Below are 17,749 nucleotides of genomic sequence, written 5' to 3' on the forward strand. Positions count from 1 at the left end.
AGGATCTCGTGAGGACCTTTTATGCCGACACCGCCGACGCGACGCTGCGCTTCGCGCCGCTCGCGGTGGCCACGGAAGCCGACACCGTCATCATCGGAGGCGGCTTCGCGGGCCTGGGCACGGCGCTCAGCCTCGTCGAGCACGGCCAGCGCGACTGCCTGCTGCTGGAGGCGCAGACCCTGGGCTTCGGTGCGTCGGGGCGCAACGGCGGCTTCGTCTCCGGTGGCTTCAGCCTGGACGCCGCCCGGCTGCACCGCCGCCTCGGCCACGAGGGTGCTCGCCGCCTCTACCTGATGAGCGAGGCCGCCGTGAAACAGATCCGCTCGCGCATCGAGCGCTACCGCATCGACTGCGATCCCGTCTATGGGGGCGTCATTGTTGCGAGCTGGTTCAAGGACGACAGCAGCCTGCGCGAACTGCAGGCCCTGATGCGCGACCAGTTCGGCCTGCACTGGCAATGGCTGGATCGCAGCGCCATGCGCGAGCAGCTGCGCACGCAGCGCTATCACGCCGGCCTGCATGAGCTGGACGCCTTCCACTTCAACCCGCTGAAGTATGCCCAGGGCAAGGCGCGGGTTCTCGCCGCCGCTGGCGTGGCGCTGCATGAGCACAGCCGCGTGGTGGCAGTGCGGCGCGATGGCGCCGGGTGGCAGGTCTCCACCGGGCGGGCCTCGGTGCGCTGCCGGCAGGTGGCCATCTGCGCAGGTGCCTACATCGACGGCCTGTACCCGGCCCTCGGGCGCAACACGCTGCCGATCGCCACCTACGTGATGGCGACCGAACCCCTCGGCGACCATCTGCGCGATGCCATCTGCACGACCGCTGCGGTCTTCGACACCCGCTTCGCCTTCGACTACTACCGCGCGCTGCCGGACACCCGCCTGCTCTGGGGTGGCCGCATGTCCACGCGCGAGCGTTCCAGCACGGACGTCGCCCGGCTGCTGCACGGCGACCTGGTGCGCGTCTACCCACAGCTGCGCGATGCCCACGTCACCCACGCCTGGAGCGGCCTGATGAGCTACACCCGCCACCAGATGCCGCTGATCGGCCGCTTTCCCGATGGCGTCTGGTACGCCATCGGCTTCGGCGGCCACGGGGTGGCGCCGACGACGCTCGGCGGCGAGGTGCTGGCCCGCGCGATGGCAGGCGTCGAACCCGTGCCGGCCGGCTTCGCGGCCTATGGGCGCGAACCCACCTTTGGCCGCCTTGGCCTGGCCGCTGCGCAATGCACCTACTGGGGCCTGCAGACGCGCGACGCGCTGATGAGCTGGCGCGACGCGCTGCGGGCCTGAAACGCCGCGCTCAGCGCGTCGGCCGCTCCGCGGCGACGCTGCGGTGGCGCAACGAACTGGGCGCATTGAGATGGGCGCCGTCGGACACGCCCACGCCCATCCGGTCCACCAGTTCGCCGCCCAGCCATGCCGTCACCAGGGACAGGGCCGCGCCACCGAAGGACAGCACCAGGGCCAGGACCGGCGGCACCGCCGGCTCGGCATAGCGCAGCCAGGCGCTGCCGGCAAACGCCACCAACACGATGACATTGCCGCCTGCATGCAGGGCGCCAACAGACTTGGCGCGCGTCCCGGCGGGAATGGCCAGCCAGTCGATAGCGCCAAAGGGCGCGGCGAGCAGGCCGCCGATGACGCCGGCAAGGATGAGGTAGTAGGCGACAACGGCCATCAGGCTGTAGCCGCCGACGAGGGCCAGCAGGTCGAACACCACGGAGGCGCCGAGCAGGCCGAGGGGAAAGACCACCAGCATCTGGTGAACGGCGTGGCCGAATAAACGCACTTTGCTTTCCATGAGAAATCCTTGGCAGTTGAACGGCTGCCGGGCCGCCGCCCGTCGGGCATGGCGGCCGGAACGGCGAAGTGCGGACGCCTGCCATGGGGCAATTCCAATGCCCAACATCCCGGCGGTTCCGGCCGTCATCGCCAAAAATGACTGACATCCGCGCTTGCGCACATGGCCGGCGAGCGCTGCCAAGCTAAAGTCCGAAACCATCACCCGCTGGGCAGCGACAGAAATTTGCAGGACTGACAGGCACTTAGCCTCAGGCCGGCGACGGCCCGGCACGTCAAGCCCACATCTTCATGGAATATCCCGGCAATCTCTTCGTCGTCGCCGCGCCCAGCGGCGCGGGCAAGTCCAGCCTTGTGAAGGCACTGCTTGAGCTGGATGCGCGACTGGTCGTTTCCATCTCCCACACCTCGCGGGCGCCGCGCGGCCAGGAGCAGCATGGGCGCGAATACTGGTTCATCACGCCGGACGAATTCCGCGCCATGGCCGCGCACGGCGACTTCTTCGAATGGGCCGAGGTGCATGGCAATCTCTATGGCACCTCACGCGCCGGCATCGAACAGCGGCTGCAACACGGTGAGGACGTCGTTCTCGAGATCGACTATCAGGGTGCCTTGCAGATCAAGCAGCTCTTCCCTTACGCGGTGCTGATCTTCATCTTGCCGCCCAGCTGGGACGAATTGCGCCTGCGCCTGAGCCGCCGCGGCGACACCGAGCCCGAAGTCATCGCCAAGCGCATGAACAACGCCCGCGTCGAAGTGGCGCAAGCCCGGCACTTCGATTTCGTCGTCGTGAATGCGGTCTTCGACACCGCCGTTTTCGACCTCAAGACGATCGTCCACGCACAACGGCTAAAATACGCGGCTCAGCGGCGCAACCGCTCTGCCGTCTTTCAGGCGCTCGATCTGCCCTGATCCGCTTTTTTCTAAGGAACACCATGGCCCGCATCACCGTCGAAGACTGCCTGACCAAGATCCCGAACCGTTTCCAGCTGGTGCTGGCCGCCACTTACCGCGCCCGCATGCTGAGCCAGGGCCACAGCCCCCGCATCGAGAGCAAGAACAAGCCCGGCGTGACCGCCCTGCGCGAAATCGCCGCTGGCGAAGTCGGCATCGAGATGCTGCGCAAGGTGCCGGTCTAAGCACCGTCCCCTGCTGCCATACGGGCGCCCTCGGGCGCCCGTTTGCATTTCGGCCCGAGTGGTCATCGTCGTCTAAGGGCCCGCCAAGCAACGCCATGGGCGAGGGGCTTCACGACCTGGGCTAAATTCGGGACCATATGGCCCAACGCTCCCTCACCGCCTGGTTCACGCTGCCTGGATTGCGCCAGGCGGCGCCGCCCACGCAGGCGGAAGCTGCTTCCTTTGATGCCCTCGCCCCCAAGCTCGGTTACCTGAGCAAGGCCGAGGTCAAGCGCGTGCGCGAGGCCTACAAGTTCGCCGACGAGGCCCACCTGGGCCAAAAGCGCGCCACCGGCGAGCCCTACATCACCCACCCGATCGCCGTCGCCGGCATCTGTGCGGAATGGCGGCTGGATGCCCAGGCGCTGATGGCGGCGCTGATGCATGACGTCGTCGAGGACTGCGGCGTCTCCAAGGCCGAGCTGATCGAGAAGTTCGACGCCACGACGGCCGATCTGGTCGACGGCCTGACCAAGCTGGACAAGCTGCAGTTCTCCACCAAGGAGGAGTCGCAGGCCGAGTCCTTCCGCAAGATGCTGCTGGCCATGGCGCGCGACCTGCGCGTCATCCTCATCAAGCTGGCCGACCGACTGCACAACATGCGCACCATGGGTGCGATGGCGCCGCACAAGGCCCGGCGCATCGCGCGCGAGACCTTCGACATCTATGCGCCCATCGCCCACCGCCTGGGCCTGAACCAGACCTTCCGCGAGCTGCAGGACCTGTCATTCCAGTATTTCCACCCCTGGCGCTATGCGGCACTGAGCAAGGCGGTAGGCAAGGCACGCGGCAACCGACGCGACCTGGTGTCGCGCATCGAGGCCGAGATCCGCGCCGCCTTTGCCAAGGCCAGCCTGCGCGTGGAGGTGCAGGGGCGCGAGAAAACGGTCCATTCCATCTACAAGAAGATGCGCGAAAAGGGCGGCCTGTCCTTCGCCCAGGTCAGCGACATCTTCGGCTTTCGCATCCTGACCGAGGAGCCGCTGCAGTGCTACACGGCCCTGGGCGTGCTGCACCAGCTCTACAAGCCACAAGCGGGTCGCTTCAAGGACTACATCGCCACGCCCAAGGACAACGGCTACCAGTCCCTGCACACCACGCTGATGGGGCCGCTGGCCACGCCGCTGGAGTTCCAGCTGCGCACCGAGGGCATGCACCAGATCGCCGAGCAGGGCGTGGCGGCGCACTGGATCTACAAGAGCCGCGGCAAACAGGCGTCGGCGCTGGTCGCCCAGCAGGCCAACGCGCGCTGGCTGCAGAGCCTCATCGACATCCAGGACGAGACGCGTGACGCCAACGAGTTCCTAGAGCACGTCAAGATCGACCTCTTTCCGGATGCGATCTACGTCTTCACGCCCAAGTCCAAGATCATGGCTTTGCCCAAGGGCGCGACGCCGGTGGACTTTGCCTACGCCATCCACTCCGACGTCGGTGACCATTGCGTCGCGGCCCAGGTCAATGGCGAGGCCGTGCCGCTGCGCGCCGAGCTGCGCAGCGGCGACATCGTCGAGATCATCACCGCCCCTGGCGCCAGCCCCAACCCGGCCTGGCTGAGCTTCGTACGCACCGGCCGCGCGCGCTCCAAAATCCGACACTACCTGAAGGATCTGGAGCAGGAAGAGTCGCGCGAGCTGGGCGAGAAGATGCTGGCCCAGGCCATGCGTGTCGAAGGCCTGGGGCTACCCAGCCTGGAGCTGGACGACCCGGCTGCGCCGATCTGGCATGAGCTGGCTGCCTGGGCCGGCAGCGCCAACACCGAGCAGCTCCTCGTCGACATTGGCGCTGGCCGCAAGATTGCCACCATCATTGCCAAGAAGCTGGCCCGCCTGATGGCCGAGCAGGGGCAAAAACCCGACGCGCTGGCGCTGACGCTCGGCCGCTTCGCCGAGGCGCCGTCCAACCAGGGCAGCGTGACCATCGACGGCAACGAGGGCGCTTCCGTGCAGCTGGCCAGCTGCTGCCGACCCATTCCCGGCGACGAGGTACGCGGCTACCTCGGGCGCGGCGAAGGACTCATCGTGCACACCTGCGAATGCGCCATCGGCCGGCGCCTCTTCCAGCGCGACAGCGAGCACTGGATCCAGGTCGAATGGGCCGAGGAGCTGGGCCGCAGCTTCGAGGCCGGCATCGCGCTGCTGATGACCAACGGCAAGGGTGTGCTCGCCCAGGTGGCCCAGGCGGTGGCCCAGGCTGAGGCCGACATCACCCACATTTCGATGAGCGACGAGGCCCAGTTGCGGGAAACGGCGGAGATGACCCTGCTCATCGCCGTGCGGGACCGCCTGCACTTGGCCGACGTGCTGCGCGTGCTGCGCCGCACCGCGCCCGTTCAGCGCGTCTGGCGCGTCAAGCCGTAGGACGCGCGTCCGAGGGCGTTGCGGCCAATCACGGCCGTGACTGTTTCTATTCGCTTCCTGGGGTTAACCAGTGTTTCTGGGCCCGGTATTTCTTTTCGGGATAGCAAACGAGACAAAACGAATTTCTCCGAGTTACGGCGGCTGCTTAAGGTCGCGCCGCGGCCCGGGAAGACGGTGCAAAAGCGCCTCTATCCGGCCCGCAGCGACCGACCCACAACAAGCCCGGGATCCCACCGGAGCGCGGAGAAGACACGTGAACAAGTTCAACAAGCCTGCGGTGGCAACCGCCGTTTCCATGGCCCTGGCCCTGATGGCCCAGCAGTCCGCCCTCGCCCAGCAAAGCGGCGACGGCGCCAAGCCCGAAGACGCCAAGCCGGCCGCGCGCAAGCCGGGCGCCCCGGTGCAGGAACTTGAGACCGTGCTGGTGGTTGGCACGCGCCAGTCGCAGCAGTCCAGCATCAACCGCAAGAAGAACGCGGCGACGGCCCAGGATTCCATCGTGGCCGAGGACGTCGGCGCCTTCCCGGACCGCAACATCGGCGAGGCCATCTCCCGCATCGCTGGCGTGGCGCTGGACCGAGGCGATTACGGCGAGGGCGTCACCGTGTCCATCCGCGGGAACGGCCCGGAACTGACCCGCGTGGAACTGGACGGCATGGGCGTGAACTCCGGCGCCGGCACCAACCTACTGGGCCGCGGTCTCGAAGGCGGCGACGGCCGCGGCACAGAGTTCCGCGAGTTGCCCTCCGACCTCATCAAGAGCGTCGACGTCATCAAGGGATCCACGGCAGCCATGACCGAAGGCTCGCTGGGCGGCGGCATCATCATCACGACCCGCACCGGCCTGGACTTCGACAAGCCCTTCTACATGATCAAGGCCGAGGCCACGCAGAGCGACCTGGTCAAGAAGACCACGCCTCGCTACAACGTGATCCTGGCCGACAAGTTCCTCGACAAGAAGCTGGGCGTGCTGCTCAACTGGAGCAAGGCGCGCACGGTGAGCGAGAACCACTCGATCTCGCAGGGCGGCAGCAACAACAACCAGGGCCTCCTGCGTCTGGCCGACTTCGACAATTCGCCCGAGAAGACCTTCGCGTTCAACCCCAACACGCTGTTGCAGTCCGACCCGACGGCGACGGTGACGCTGCTGGCCTCGCCCAAGACGACCGCCGCCGGCGGTGGCTTCTTCAATGCCGCCACGCCGCTGGAGATCCTGACTCAGTCGGCCGCCGCGCAGACCAAGGCGGACTGCTTCACCGCTTTCCCCAACCTGACTGCGGCGCAAATCGCCTCCATCCAGCCAGGCACGCGCAACGCGACCGTCAACGCCGCGATCAACCAGCGCAACTCAGAGCAGATGACCTGCCTGAACCAGTGGAACGACTACCACCCGTCCAACGCGGGTGGCTTCCGCTACAACTTGCGTGGCCAGGATGACCGCCGCGACAACGCCGACATCCGCTTCGACTTCAAGGTCAACGACAAGCTGACCGTCTATACCAAGCTGGCCGCGGCCAAGCGCCATGTGGACGACACGGTGGGCTTCCTGGGTGTGGGCAGCACCCCGCTCTTCAACACCGCCGTCACCGACAACCTCACCACCGGCATCCGCACGATGACGCCGGGCGCCTCCGGCAGCACCCTGGCGAGCACTTATTCATTTCCGCTGGCCACGGCCAACAACGGTGTGACCCGGCCGCTGATGACCGGCGCGATGACCACCATCCTGCCGGGCTACACCGTCGACTCCTCGCACCATGTGACCAGCTATTCGGTGGACAACGGCAGCTACGGCACCGACACCATCTTCAGCACCATCGACACCGACTCGAAAACGCTGCTTGCCGGTGGCGAATACAACGATGGCCGGCTGAAGGCCCAGTTCATGGCCGGCCTGGTCAAGTCCACCGCCATGCGCTACGACCGACGCGCGTCGTTCGGCTACAACTACGGCATCGGCAACTTCGCCGTCCAGCCCAACGGCATCTGGGCTTTCACGCTGCCTGAGGGCAGCCAGAACGACCAGCTCAACTTCCCGCGGTACGCAACGCTGAACCCGGCCGTCGCTGGTGCGGCCTTCAACGCTTCCGCGACCAATCCGGTCAGCGTGCCGGCCTACACGGCCGCGCAGATGCCGCAGTACACCAACAGCACGCTGCTGAACGTCATCCGGTCCTTCGACAGCGAGAATTCCGAGAAGCAGGGCAAGCTCGACCTGTCGTACAACCTTGTCGACAAGGTGCCCTTCCTGACCGCGCTGAAGGGCGGCGTCCAGGTCCGCAAGAACGCCAGCGATTTCTGGACCGGCGCGGGCAGCACCATCAAGGAGCCCGTTGGCACCTACGGCACGGCCGGCTTCGTGCCGGGCGTCTACATGCCGCAGGTCAACACGCGCTTCAATCTCATCGGTTGCGAGAACACTCCCGGCTCCCTGGCTGCCGGCGGCAACCCCTGCGCGCCGTATGGCTACGTGCCCAGCAACCAGCTCAACCGCGGCATCGGCGGCGGCGTGGCAGGCACGACCACACTGACCCGCGCTCAGTACGAGGAGATCATCCGCCAGACGATGACGCTGGCGCCGGCCAGCCAGTACTACGCCAATGCCAAGGACCGGCCCGAATCGCTGCTGGATGGCTGGAACCAGATCGACGTCAACAAGCTCTTCAACCTGGCCGGCGTCCCGGTGCGCCTGGACTGCTTCCGCCAGTGCACGGCCACCGACGGCAAGGTCTACGACATGCCGGTGAGCCACGCGGTAGAAAAGGTGACGGCCGCCTACCTGATGACCGATTTCGAGGTCGACCGCGTGCCGTTCACGAACTGGTCCCTGCCCTTCGGCATGGAAATCGCCGGCAATATCGGGGTGCGTGTCGTGAAGACGGATGTGGAAGGCACGGGCTACGTGACGGTCCGCTCGAACCGCATCATCGCGGGCAGCTTCAACCCGGCAAACCCCTACGCCGCTGGCGGCCTGCAGGCCTACTCGCAGACCATGAACACGTCCGTCAAGGACAGCAACACCGATGTGATGCCCTCGCTGAACCTGGCGCTGTGGCCCATCGCGGACAAGCTGGTGCTGCGCTACAGCATCGGCAAGACCGTCGCGCGTCCACCGATCTCCAAGCTGCTGCCCGAGGGCACCTGCAACACGTACGAGTTCGCCACGGGAACCACGGAAGATGACGGCTCGGAAACAGACCAGGGCTGCGGCCGTTTCGGCAACCCGGCACTCAAGCCCCAGACCAACGTCAACCAGAACCTGTCGCTGGAGTGGTTCCCCAACCGCGACACGATGTTCTCGGCCGCCCTCTACAAGCAGCGGGGTCTGATCGGCGCGCCGACGTTGATCGCGTCGCGCAACGACGTCAAGCTGTTCAAGGACAGTAGCGCCTTGGACCCCTTCACCGGCAAGCCGCTGGCCGACTCGGAGTTCACGTACACCACCTGGGACAACCAGCCTGCCGCCACCCGCAGGGGCTTTGAAGTCGGCATGAAGACGGCGTTCACCTTCCTGCCCTCGGTCCTGCGCTACACGGGCCTCGACGCCAACTTCACCAAGGCCAAGTCCACGCAAGGCCAGCCGGTGCTGGACCTGATCAGCGGTGATGTGATGCCTGTCGCCGGCGAGCCCAAGTACTCGTGGAACGCCTCGCTGTGGTACGACGACGGCGGCTTCCAGGCTCGCGTCGCGATGCAGGTGGTCGCCAAGCGCTACGTAGGCTTCACGCCGGGCCAGAGCAACAGCGGCATTGCCGTCAACAACTACCCGTCCGTCGGCACCATCAACTGGCGCCTGCCCTACAACCCCGGCGCGCCGATCTTTGCTCCCCGCACGGCCTTCGTCGATGCCAAGATCTCCTACAAGTTCAAGAACGGCCTGGAGATCTTTGCCGACGCGCGCAACCTGACCGGCGAGCGCGGGCAGTCGAATACGGGCGGCTACCAGGACTACGCCGACGGCATCCCGAGCATCTATTCCGACAACTACAACGGCCGTCGCTACACCGTAGGCTTCACCCTCCGCAGCCCACGCTAAGTAGAACCAGGCAGACACGATGACCGGCAGCCACCGCCCACTCCTTCAACCGAACTGGGCGGCGGCACGTGCCGCCCTCGCCCTGCTCTTTGCAGCGCCGCTGGCCGGCGCACAACAGGCCGAGGTCGCTCAACCGGCGGCAGCACCCACGCAGAGCCTGGGCTCGGTCAGGGTGGCCGGGCAGCGCAACGGCGGTGTCGACCCCACGATCATCACCGCCGCCAAGGACAAGATCCTGGGCCGCCAGTTCGCGTCGTCCTGCGGCTTCCTGAGCGGCTACTCGGCCGCCGACGACGAGGTGACGCTGGCCTATATGCGCGACATGGGGATGATGGACAGCCCGTCCAACGAAACCGAGCGCTTCAGCGACCTGAGCCCAGCTGGCAATGCCAAGACGGGCACAGTCGGCAGCCCACTGGACGCCGCCACTCCCGACCCCAATGACATCAGCGGCACGTCCCCAGCCGTCGCCTGTGGTGGCGCCGACCGCCGCTTCTCCGCCGGCCGCAACTGGATCGCGCGCAAGGACAAGTCGCTGACCCAGGCCTTCGAAGCCTACGAGAACGGCAATTACGCCGAGGCACGCACCCGCTTCGAGGAAGGCTGGAAGAAGGTCGGCTACGAGGAAGCAGCCATGATGCTGGGTCGCATCCATCTGCTGGGACTCGGCACACCGGCCAGCACGCCCAAGGCCGTCGAATGGCTGCGGCAGGTCATCGACGCGCGCTACGACCCCGTCAATGACCGCCTGAGGTTCGATCCGAAGAAGCCCGACAACATCAACACTCGCGTCGAAGCCTCGCTGCTGCTGGCTCGCATCTATCTGAGCGGCCAGGGCATCAAGCGAGACCCCGAGCAAGCCTACAGGTGGTGGAGCAAAGCGCTGGACTACGGCTTCGAGCCTGCTGGAACACTGCTGGCCCAGGCCCATTTGAGCGGCGTCGGCGCAAAGCCCGATGCCAAGCGCGCACTAGCCTATCTGGAGACCGCCGGCGAGGCCGGCCACGTGCCCGCGCTCTACATGCTGGGCCAGCTCTACCACCACCAGGTGCCCCGCCAACCCGAAGGAGTGCCGTTGGACCTGAAGCGCGCCGGCGCCTACTACGGCGCCGCGGCCAAGGCCGGCAACATGGACGCCACATTGGCCGCCGCCCGCATGATGGACCTCGGCGAAGGCCTGCCGGCACCGGCGCCCGAACGCGCTGTGGTGCTCTACAAGGACGCCGCCCTGAAGGGCAACGCTGACGCGCAGAACGCACTGGCCACCTACTTCTATCGCGGCGAGGTCGTGCCGCAGAACCTCACCACGGCCCGCCAGTTCTTCCAGGCCGCGGCTCAGCGCCGCCAGCCCGATGCGATGTTCAACCTTGCCGTCATGCTGGCCCAGGGCCAGGGTGGCGACAAGGACATGGCTGCGGCCTACGCCTGGTGCAGCCTCAGCAAATCCATGGGCCACGAGCAGGCCGCGGTGGCCCTGCCCAGCATCGCGGCGCGGTTGAGCCCGGACGAAAAGGCCCGCGCCGACGCGATGCTCAAGCCGCCGGCCAAGAAGTCCTGATCAACCGCCTGCCGGCGCCGGATAGACGACCTCGACGACCTCGATCTTCTCCACGCCCACCGGCGTCACGAGATTGAGTTCGTCGCCAACGCGCGCCTTCAGCAGCGTGCGCGCGATGGGTGAGATCCAGCTGACCTCGCCGGCCAGGCTGTCGGACTCGTCGATGCCCTTGATCGTGATCGTCTTCTCCTCGCCCTTGGCGTTGGCATAGGTCACCGTCGCGCCAAAGAAGATCTGTTCGCTGCCGTAATGCACGCTCGGGTCGGCGACCTCGGCGATATCCAGCCGCTTGGTCAAGAAGCGCAGCCGGCGGTCGATTTCGCGCAGCCGCTTCTTGCCATAAAGGTAGTCGCCGTTCTCCGAGCGGTCGCCGTTCTTTGCCGCCCAGGACACCACCTCCACGACGCGCGGCCGCTCCACGTCCAGCAACTCCATGAACTCGGCGCGCAGCCGCGCATAGCCGGCCGGCGTCAGGTAGTTGCGCGTGCCGGCAGGAAGCGCCGGCAGCGATGGGCCGTCGCCATCGTCATCGTCGGCCGCGTCGGATTCCTTGGTGAAGGCCTTGTTCATGACAACATTGTCCGATGCAAGCTCCTCCCTCCGCCGGCCCGCTTGCCGGTCTGCGCGTCATTGAAATGGCCGGCATCGGCCCTTGCCCGCTGGCTGGCATGCTGCTGGCCGACCATGGCGCCGACGTCCTCGTCATCGAGCGCCCCGGCGGCCAGGTGCTCGACACCGGCGTGGGACTGGACCGGGGCAAACGACGCACCTGTCTGGACTTGAAGACCGCGGGAGGGCTGGCAGAAGCGCGTGCGTTGATCGAGGGCGCGGATGCGCTGATCGAAGGCTTTCGCCCGGGCGTCATGGAGCGCCTGGGCCTCGGGCCGGAGGTCTTCCAGGCCAGCCACCCGCGCCTGGTCTACGGCCGCGTCACGGGCTGGGGCCAGACAGGGCCGCTGGCCCAGGCTGCCGGCCATGACATCAACTACGTCGCGGTGACGGGCGTGCTGTCGGCAGCCACGCGTGCGGGCGTCGCTCCGAGCATTCCGGCCACACTGATCGGCGACATGGGTGGCGGCGCGATGTTCCTCGCCTTTGGCCTGATGGCCGCTTTATGGGAGGCCCAACGCAGCGGCCGCGGCCAGGTGGTGGACGCGGCCATGGTGGACGGCGTGAGCCTGCTGTCCAGCCTGCTGCACTCGCTGCACGCCGCGGGCCGCTGGAGCGACAAGCCCGAACAGAACTTCTTCCTGCACAGCTCGCCCTTCTACGACTGCTTCGAATGCGCCGACGGACGCTTCGTGTCGATCGGCGCGCTGGAGCCGCAGTTCTATGCCGAGTTGCTGCAGCGCCTGGGGCTGGATGACGTCGACCCCGCTGCCCAACAGGATCGCAGCCAGTGGCCAGCGCTGCGCGAGCGTGTGGCCGCTCGCATACGCGAGAAGTCGCGGGACGAATGGTCTGCCCAGCTGGAGGGGAGCAACGTCTGCTTCGCGCCGGTGCTTACCCTGACCGAAGCGCCGCTGCATCCGCATGCCTTGGCGCGCGGCAGCTTCACGCAGACCGAGGGCGGCCATTGGCAACCGGCCGCTGCACCGCGCTTTTCGCGCAGCCGCTGATTCGGCGCCACAAAGAAAAACACCTCAGAGGCTTGACCCTCTGAGGTGTTTCCATTTCTTCTTGTTTTGGTGCGGCTGGCAGGATTCGAACCCACGACCCCTTGGTTCGTAGCCAAGTACTCTATCCAACTGAGCTACAGCCGCTGAAGCCTCACAGTATAGCCAGATTTTCAGGGGTCCGACAAGACTTCGGCGCTTTTTTAGAAATAGTTTGAGCAGCCGCGATCAGGGCAGGCGTGCGGCGGCCTCGAAGCAGCGCGCACGGCGACTTTCATCGCCTTCCTGCTCGGCCAGCGCCGCCAGCGCCAGCCAGCTGCGACGGCGGGCCGGGCCGGGCATCGTCACGTCGTCGGCGGCGGCTTCGAGCATGAGCCGCGCCTTGCCCCAGAGCTGGCGCTCCGCAAGCGCATGGCCCAGCGCATAGGCCAGAGCGCGCTCGCGTGGGAAACGCGACTGCGCAGACTCGAGGCGCTGCAGCCAGTCAGGCCCGCAGCCAGCCAGCACCGGTACGAGCGCATTGGCAAGCGCGGCACGGTCGTCGGACTGCAATTCGGCCAGATCGTCGAAGAAGGGACGCAGCCAGCCGCGGCCGTCGTCCGGTGCGCCGAGCTGGCCGGCGCATTGCGCCGCACGTGCGGCAACGAGGGGATCACGGCGATCGGCCGGATCGAGCTGTTGCCAGATCGAGCGCAGTTGGTCGACATCACGCGCGCCGTCCAGCGCTTCGAAGGCCAGCGAGCGCAACAGTCCCTGGGCAGCCACCTTGGAGAAGGCCTGATGCTTGGCAAGCAGGCGTGCCGTGCGCAGTGCATCCAGCGGCTGGCGGGCCAGGCGCGACGCTTGCAGCCGCAGGCGCAGGGCCTGGGTGCGCCGGGCGACACCAGGAGCCAGCTCGCCAAGCACGCTGAGCGCACGCGTGGCGTCCCGGTCGTCCAGGGCCCATTCGGCGGCGAGCAGGCGGGCGCCGTCCTCCTGGGCACGCGCGCCGGCAGTGCGATGCGCGAGGTCGAGGGCACGCGCGAGCTGCTCGTCGCGATGGCGGCGGTCCTGCAGACGGTGAGCGCTGGCCGCGGCGAGCAGATGCGCCAGCGCCATGAAGGACTGGTCGGCCGCCAGTTCCGGCGTGGCGGATTGGATGTTGAGAGCCTTCTGCGCCGCCTTTTGCGCACGGCTGAAGCGGGCGCCGAAGAGTTCGACCAGGGCCTCACGCAGGGCGAGCTGGGCGCTGCGTTCACGCTGCGCCAGCCGCCACTCGCGGGCGCGTCTGGGCAGGGTTGTCAGCGCCTCGATGGCCTGGATAGCCGTGACGAGGGCGAAGCAGCCCGCCACCAGCAGCAGCAGGAAGAGGTTGAGGGAGATGTCCAACCGCCAGCCGCGCACGTAGAAGCTGGCGAGGCCGTCGTTGGCCCCCAGGTACAGCGCCGCGACGACGGCGGCGACGAAAAGCAGGACCAGCCAGATCACCAAGCGCATGATCAGCGCCCCGCGGCGGCAGCGGTCAGGGCAGCCAGCGTGTCATCCGGCCGCGGCACGCTGACATGGCGCGCCTGGCCCGACACCTGGCGCAGCAGCTCGGCCACGCTGGCAACCTTGCGCGAACGGGTGTCGAAGTAGCGGTTCAGCATTTCCTGGCTGTCACGCAGGTCGGACTGTGCGGTGTCGAACTGGCGGCTCAGCAGCGCCAGGCGGGCATTCAGCAGGCGCAGCTTGAGGTTCTCGCGCAGGAAAAAGCTCTGGTCGGGCGAGACCAGCGCCGCCTCGGGGTGGTCGATGCGGGTCACCCGCAGCAGCGTGCGGGCTTCGCCCCAGACCACACCGGTCCAGTTGGAAAGTTGTTGCGTGGCCTGCCACCACCACAACGAGACCTTGCCGTCCGCCGCTGCGGCGGCCTGCTCGCGTTGCAGCTTCAGTGCACGCTCGCGCTCCTTGGCGGCATCGCCATTGCGCTCGTCGCGCTGCTTGGGTGCGGCCTCGTTGCCCGAGATCAGCGGCAGTTCGTCGGCCATGCGCACGACTTCGTCGAGCTTGATGGTCAGCGTGGACACGTCGACGACGGCAATCGCCTTCACGCGGTCCAGGTCACGCGCGACGGCACGGCGTATGCCCTCCATGCGCGGTTGCTTGTAGCGCAGCAGGCGCTCGTCGGCCTGCTTGAGCGTAGCGACAAGAGGCTCGGCGCTGCCCGTGATCTGGGTCTGCTGAAGGGCCACACGGATGGCCGCCTCGATGTCACCGACGACGTTCTCGTCCCGCGAGCGGGACATCGACTGGATCAGCTCCTCCAACTGACCGCGCTGCAAGGCCACCTCGGCCAGGCGGGCGTCCAGCAGCGAGACCTTGGCGGCCGTGTCGCGCACCAGCTCGGCGGATTGCTTGGCAGCCAGCCGCGCCTCAGTGGCCTGGGCCTGGCTGACCTCCTGGCGACGCACCAGCTCCTGTTCCAGCGACTGTTGGCGCGACAGGCTCTGCCAGGCCAGCACGACGCAAAGCAGCACGGCGGCGCCCAAGAAGGCCAGCAGCCATGGCAACCAGACCGGCAGCGCGGGGGCGGATGCGGGCGGTGGCGGCGCGGCGGACTCGGCCGCGGCGACAACAGGGGGATTCAGCGCAGGCTCACTCACAGTGCGATGGATTCTGTCAGAGGCCTTTCAGGGCCTGAGTCACCGCTTCAGGGGCCGGTCGCGCCAAAACCACAGGCGCAAAACCCGCGGCGCGGGCGGCTTCGGCAATGCGGGCATGGGTGGCGATGGCGCGCTGCTGGGTCATGCCCATGCCTTGCAGATGGCCAACGGCCTCGGCACTGCTGAACAGCCATACAAAGGCTGAGGGCTCTGCGCGGATGGCGTCCAGCAACGCCTGCTCGGTCATGTCAAAGCGGGGGCCGGCACGGTGGTAGGTCGTCACGGCTTCGACACGGGCGCCGGCGGTGGTCAGTTGCTCGGCCAACCATTCGCGGCCGCCGTCACCGCGCAGCAGCAGCACTTGAGCGCCGGCCCAGGCTCGACGGGGTGACAGTTGTTGCCAGAGGTGTTCGGAATCCAGGCTGTCCGCGTCAGCGGCAGGTTGGACGATCTGGCCAGCGGGCACGCCGCGTTCGATCAGAGCCTGGGCGCTGCCCGGTCCGACGCAGGCGGCCAGCGTGTTAGCAGGCCAGGGGCGGTCGGCATGGCAAAAGAACTGTTCGACGGCGTTGGGGCTGACGAAGACGGCCAGATCCACGTCGGACAGGCTGGCCCAGGCCGCGACGACTGGTGCGGGATCGCGGGCCGGCAGGATCTCGATAAGAGGCAGCGCCACCGCCTCGACGCCGAGTTCGGCCAAGCGCGCCAGCCAGGCCGCGCACTGCGGTCGCGGGCGCGTGACGATGAGGGTCGTCATCCAGGAAGGTAAGAGCCGGCGCCCAGCTCGCGCAGGCGGGCGGCGGCCTGCTGGCCGAGGGCCCGGGCGGCTTCGACGTCCATCACGTCGCCGGCGACGCCGGTACGCAGCAACGCCGAGGTGTAGGCCTCGGCATGGCCCAGCGCTGCGTCCAGGCACAGCGTCGCGCCCTGCCAGCGGGCGTGGGCCGCCAGCGGCAGGCTGCAGCTGCCGCCCAGCGCACGCGACACGGCGCGCTCAGCCTCGCAGGCCAGCAGCGTTGGTCGATGGATGAGTTTGGCCAGGGTTTCGGCCAGGGCACCGTCATCGGCGCGGATCTCCAGGCCCAGGGCACCCTGCCCCGCGCACGGCAGCATCTGGTCGACCTCGAAGAACCCGCGTACGCGCTGTGCCAGACCCAGGCGCTTGAGCCCGGCCGCCGCCAGCACGATGGCGTGGTAGCCGCCCTCGTCGAGCTTGCGCAGCCGCGTGTCGAGGTTGCCGCGCAGCGGCTCGACGCGCAGGTCGGGCCGCAGGCTCAGCAGCTGGGTCACGCGGCGTAGGCTGGAGCTGCCCACCGCCGCGCCCTCGGGCAGTTCGGCCAGCGACGCGTAGTCGTTGGAGACAAAGGCGTCGCGCGCGTCTTCGCGCTCCAGCACCGCCGCGAGCATGAAGCCTTCGGGCAGCTCCATCGGCACGTCCTTCAGCGAATGCACGGCGAGCTGGGCGCGGCCTTCGGCCAGCGCCGTCTCCAGCTCCTTCACGAACAGGCCCTTGCCGCCGATCTTGGACAGCGTGCGGTCCAGGATCTGGTCGCCGCGCGTCGTCATGCCCAGCAGCGTGGCGGTGATGCCGAGTTCGTCGGCGAGGCGGGCCTGCACATGCTCGGCCTGCCACAGCGCCAGGCGGCTCTCGCGCGTGGCGATGGTGATGGAAGTGGTCATTCGGCGATTATCGAGGCGGGCTGCGGTAGGCCTGCGGCGGCTTGCCCACCAGGCGGCTGAAGTCGCGGGTCAGATGGGCCTGGTCGTAATAGCCCAGGCGTTGGGCCAGGTCGGCCAGGTCCAGCTCAGCGCCGTGGGCGAGCTGGTCGGCGGCCTCGTGCAGGCGGTAGCGGCGGATGACCCATTTGGGGCTGACGCCGATATAGTCGCTGAACCAGGCCTGCAAGGTGCGCATGCCGACACCCGCGTGCTCGGCCAGCTCGTCCACGCGGGTCAGCGTGGGGTCGTTCTGGGCCACGGCCAGGATGGCGTTGAGCCGGTCCACCTTGGGGTCGGGCTCGCCCAGCAGCGGGCGTAGTAAGCTTTCAGCGGCGGCGATCATGCCGGCGTCGTCGGGCTGGCTGAGCACCGAGTGTTCGGCCGCGGCGTCGTCCATCGGCAGCACGGCCGACAGCGGCAGGTGGATGTCGGTGATGGTGTGTAGCGGGCGCTTGAGCAGGCCTCGAAAGCCGCCTGGCCGAAAGCGCAGGCCCAGGCCGCGGTTGGCGCCCGTGAGCCGGTGCTCATACGAACCGCTGACGACACCAAAGATGGCGGTCAGCTCGGCGTCAAAGACGATGTTGACGACCGGATAGGGCAAGGTGCGCTGCACGAAGTCGGGCTGGCCGCGCAGGTCCCATTCGACGATCCAGTGGTAGTCCAGGAACGGCGCGAGATCGGGTGCCGGCTCATAGCGGGCGAGACGGAATTTGCGCTGCGCGGTCGCCGGGTCGACGACGCCCTTGGCCCGGCCGGTCACGGCGCGCAAGGGGGCGGTGGCTGTCATGCGTGTTTTTCCAAGACGTCGACGGGGGCCGCAGCCTACAACAGCGCCTCCTTCACTCCATCTCACGTTGCC

At 67.6% G+C, this 17,749-nt stretch carries 14 protein-coding genes and 1 tRNA gene; 7 read left to right on the plus strand and 8 right to left on the minus strand.

The window, feature by feature from the left end; genetic code table 11:
• Positions 1-8: 8 nt before the first annotated feature.
• Positions 9-1,292 carry an FAD-binding oxidoreductase gene (locus ASC95_RS23805; RefSeq protein ID WP_057300142.1) on the plus strand — a complete coding sequence of 428 codons (1,284 nt, stop codon included), beginning with the start codon at positions 9-11 and terminating at the stop codon, positions 1,290-1,292.
• A 10-nt stretch (positions 1,293-1,302) separates the two neighbouring features.
• Here the strand turns inward: ASC95_RS23805 and ASC95_RS23810 are convergent, their stop codons facing one another.
• Positions 1,303-1,803, minus strand: coding sequence for a DUF2231 domain-containing protein (locus ASC95_RS23810; protein ID WP_057300143.1), 501 nt, complete (start codon positions 1,801-1,803; stop codon positions 1,303-1,305).
• A 290-nt stretch (positions 1,804-2,093) separates the two neighbouring features.
• Between ASC95_RS23810 and gmk the strand changes: the two genes are divergently transcribed.
• From gmk to ASC95_RS23835, 5 genes are all read left to right on the plus strand, one after another.
• Positions 2,094-2,714 (plus strand): guanylate kinase, encoded by a 621-nt coding sequence (gmk, locus tag ASC95_RS23815; RefSeq protein WP_057300144.1) that lies wholly within the window; start codon positions 2,094-2,096, stop codon positions 2,712-2,714.
• Positions 2,715-2,737: 23 nt separating this feature from the next.
• A complete protein-coding gene (gene rpoZ / locus ASC95_RS23820) occupies positions 2,738-2,941 on the plus strand; it encodes a DNA-directed RNA polymerase subunit omega (RefSeq protein WP_025563690.1) in 204 nt (67 codons plus the stop codon).
• A 137-nt stretch (positions 2,942-3,078) separates the two neighbouring features.
• Positions 3,079-5,337 carry a bifunctional (p)ppGpp synthetase/guanosine-3',5'-bis(diphosphate) 3'-pyrophosphohydrolase gene (locus ASC95_RS23825; RefSeq protein WP_057300145.1) on the plus strand — a complete coding sequence of 753 codons (2,259 nt, stop codon included), beginning with the start codon at positions 3,079-3,081 and terminating at the stop codon, positions 5,335-5,337.
• A 253-nt stretch (positions 5,338-5,590) separates the two neighbouring features.
• Entirely contained in the window at positions 5,591-9,373 is a 3,783-nt protein-coding gene (locus tag ASC95_RS23830) for a TonB-dependent receptor (RefSeq protein ID WP_057300146.1), read from the plus strand.
• Positions 9,374-9,392: 19 nt separating this feature from the next.
• Positions 9,393-10,931, plus strand: coding sequence for a tetratricopeptide repeat protein (locus ASC95_RS23835; RefSeq protein ID WP_057300147.1), 1,539 nt, complete (start codon positions 9,393-9,395; stop codon positions 10,929-10,931).
• Here ASC95_RS23835 and greB read toward each other — a convergent pair whose 3' ends face one another.
• The gene (greB, locus tag ASC95_RS23840; RefSeq protein ID WP_057300148.1) at positions 10,932-11,501 is read right to left on the minus strand and encodes a transcription elongation factor GreB; all 570 of its coding nucleotides are present in this window, start codon (positions 11,499-11,501) and stop codon (positions 10,932-10,934) included.
• Between the two features lie 14 nt (positions 11,502-11,515).
• Between greB and ASC95_RS23845 the strand changes: the two genes are divergently transcribed.
• Positions 11,516-12,550, plus strand: coding sequence for a CaiB/BaiF CoA-transferase family protein (locus ASC95_RS23845; RefSeq protein WP_057300149.1), 1,035 nt, complete (start codon positions 11,516-11,518; stop codon positions 12,548-12,550).
• 67 nt (positions 12,551-12,617) lie between these two features.
• Here ASC95_RS23845 and ASC95_RS23850 read toward each other — a convergent pair.
• The 6 genes from ASC95_RS23850 to ASC95_RS23875 all read right to left on the minus strand — a co-directional run bounded on the left by ASC95_RS23850 (position 12,618) and on the right by ASC95_RS23875 (position 17,677).
• A tRNA-Arg gene (locus ASC95_RS23850) sits at positions 12,618-12,694 on the minus strand.
• Between the two features lie 81 nt (positions 12,695-12,775).
• A complete protein-coding gene (locus ASC95_RS23855; RefSeq protein WP_057300150.1) occupies positions 12,776-14,023 on the minus strand; it encodes a heme biosynthesis HemY N-terminal domain-containing protein in 1,248 nt (415 codons plus the stop codon).
• 2 nt (positions 14,024-14,025) lie between these two features.
• Positions 14,026-15,171, minus strand: a complete 1,146-nt coding sequence (locus ASC95_RS23860; protein WP_235538029.1) for a uroporphyrinogen-III C-methyltransferase — start codon at positions 15,169-15,171, stop codon at positions 14,026-14,028.
• A 16-nt stretch (positions 15,172-15,187) separates the two neighbouring features.
• The gene (locus tag ASC95_RS23865) at positions 15,188-15,928 is read right to left on the minus strand and encodes a uroporphyrinogen-III synthase (RefSeq protein ID WP_057300151.1); all 741 of its coding nucleotides are present in this window, start codon (positions 15,926-15,928) and stop codon (positions 15,188-15,190) included.
• On the minus strand, positions 15,925-16,851 hold the full coding sequence (gene hemC / locus ASC95_RS23870) for a hydroxymethylbilane synthase (protein WP_057300152.1): 927 nt from the start codon (positions 16,849-16,851) through the stop codon (positions 15,925-15,927). Before hemC ends, ASC95_RS23865 begins: the two co-directional genes overlap by 4 nt.
• A gap of 7 nt (positions 16,852-16,858) precedes the next feature.
• A complete protein-coding gene (locus ASC95_RS23875; RefSeq protein ID WP_057300153.1) occupies positions 16,859-17,677 on the minus strand; it encodes a helix-turn-helix domain-containing protein in 819 nt (272 codons plus the stop codon).
• Positions 17,678-17,749: the final 72 nt, after the last annotated feature.

Source organism: Pelomonas sp. Root1217 (assembly GCF_001425705.1).
In the GTDB taxonomy this organism is placed as follows: Bacteria; Pseudomonadota; Gammaproteobacteria; order Burkholderiales; family Burkholderiaceae_C; genus Pelomonas.

Excerpts from the sequence above, each read along its gene's own strand:
- ASC95_RS23825 (WP_057300145.1), top strand. The coding sequence starts at position 3,079 with ATGGCCCAACGCTCCCTCACCGCCTGGTTCACGCTGCCTGGATTGCGC.
- ASC95_RS23865 (WP_057300151.1), bottom strand. The coding sequence starts at position 15,928 with ATGACGACCCTCATCGTCACGCGCCCGCGACCGCAGTGCGCGGCCTGG.
- ASC95_RS23835 (WP_057300147.1), top strand. The coding sequence starts at position 9,393 with ATGACCGGCAGCCACCGCCCACTCCTTCAACCGAACTGGGCGGCGGCA.
- ASC95_RS23845 (WP_057300149.1), top strand. The coding sequence starts at position 11,516 with ATGCAAGCTCCTCCCTCCGCCGGCCCGCTTGCCGGTCTGCGCGTCATT.
- ASC95_RS23810 (WP_057300143.1), bottom strand. The coding sequence starts at position 1,803 with ATGGAAAGCAAAGTGCGTTTATTCGGCCACGCCGTTCACCAGATGCTG.
- ASC95_RS23875 (WP_057300153.1), bottom strand. The coding sequence starts at position 17,677 with ATGACAGCCACCGCCCCCTTGCGCGCCGTGACCGGCCGGGCCAAGGGC.
- hemC (WP_057300152.1), bottom strand. The coding sequence starts at position 16,851 with ATGACCACTTCCATCACCATCGCCACGCGCGAGAGCCGCCTGGCGCTG.
- rpoZ (WP_025563690.1), top strand. The coding sequence starts at position 2,738 with ATGGCCCGCATCACCGTCGAAGACTGCCTGACCAAGATCCCGAACCGT.
- gmk (WP_057300144.1), top strand. The coding sequence starts at position 2,094 with ATGGAATATCCCGGCAATCTCTTCGTCGTCGCCGCGCCCAGCGGCGCG.
- greB (WP_057300148.1), bottom strand. The coding sequence starts at position 11,501 with ATGAACAAGGCCTTCACCAAGGAATCCGACGCGGCCGACGATGACGAT.
- ASC95_RS23855 (WP_057300150.1), bottom strand. The coding sequence starts at position 14,023 with ATGCGCTTGGTGATCTGGCTGGTCCTGCTTTTCGTCGCCGCCGTCGTC.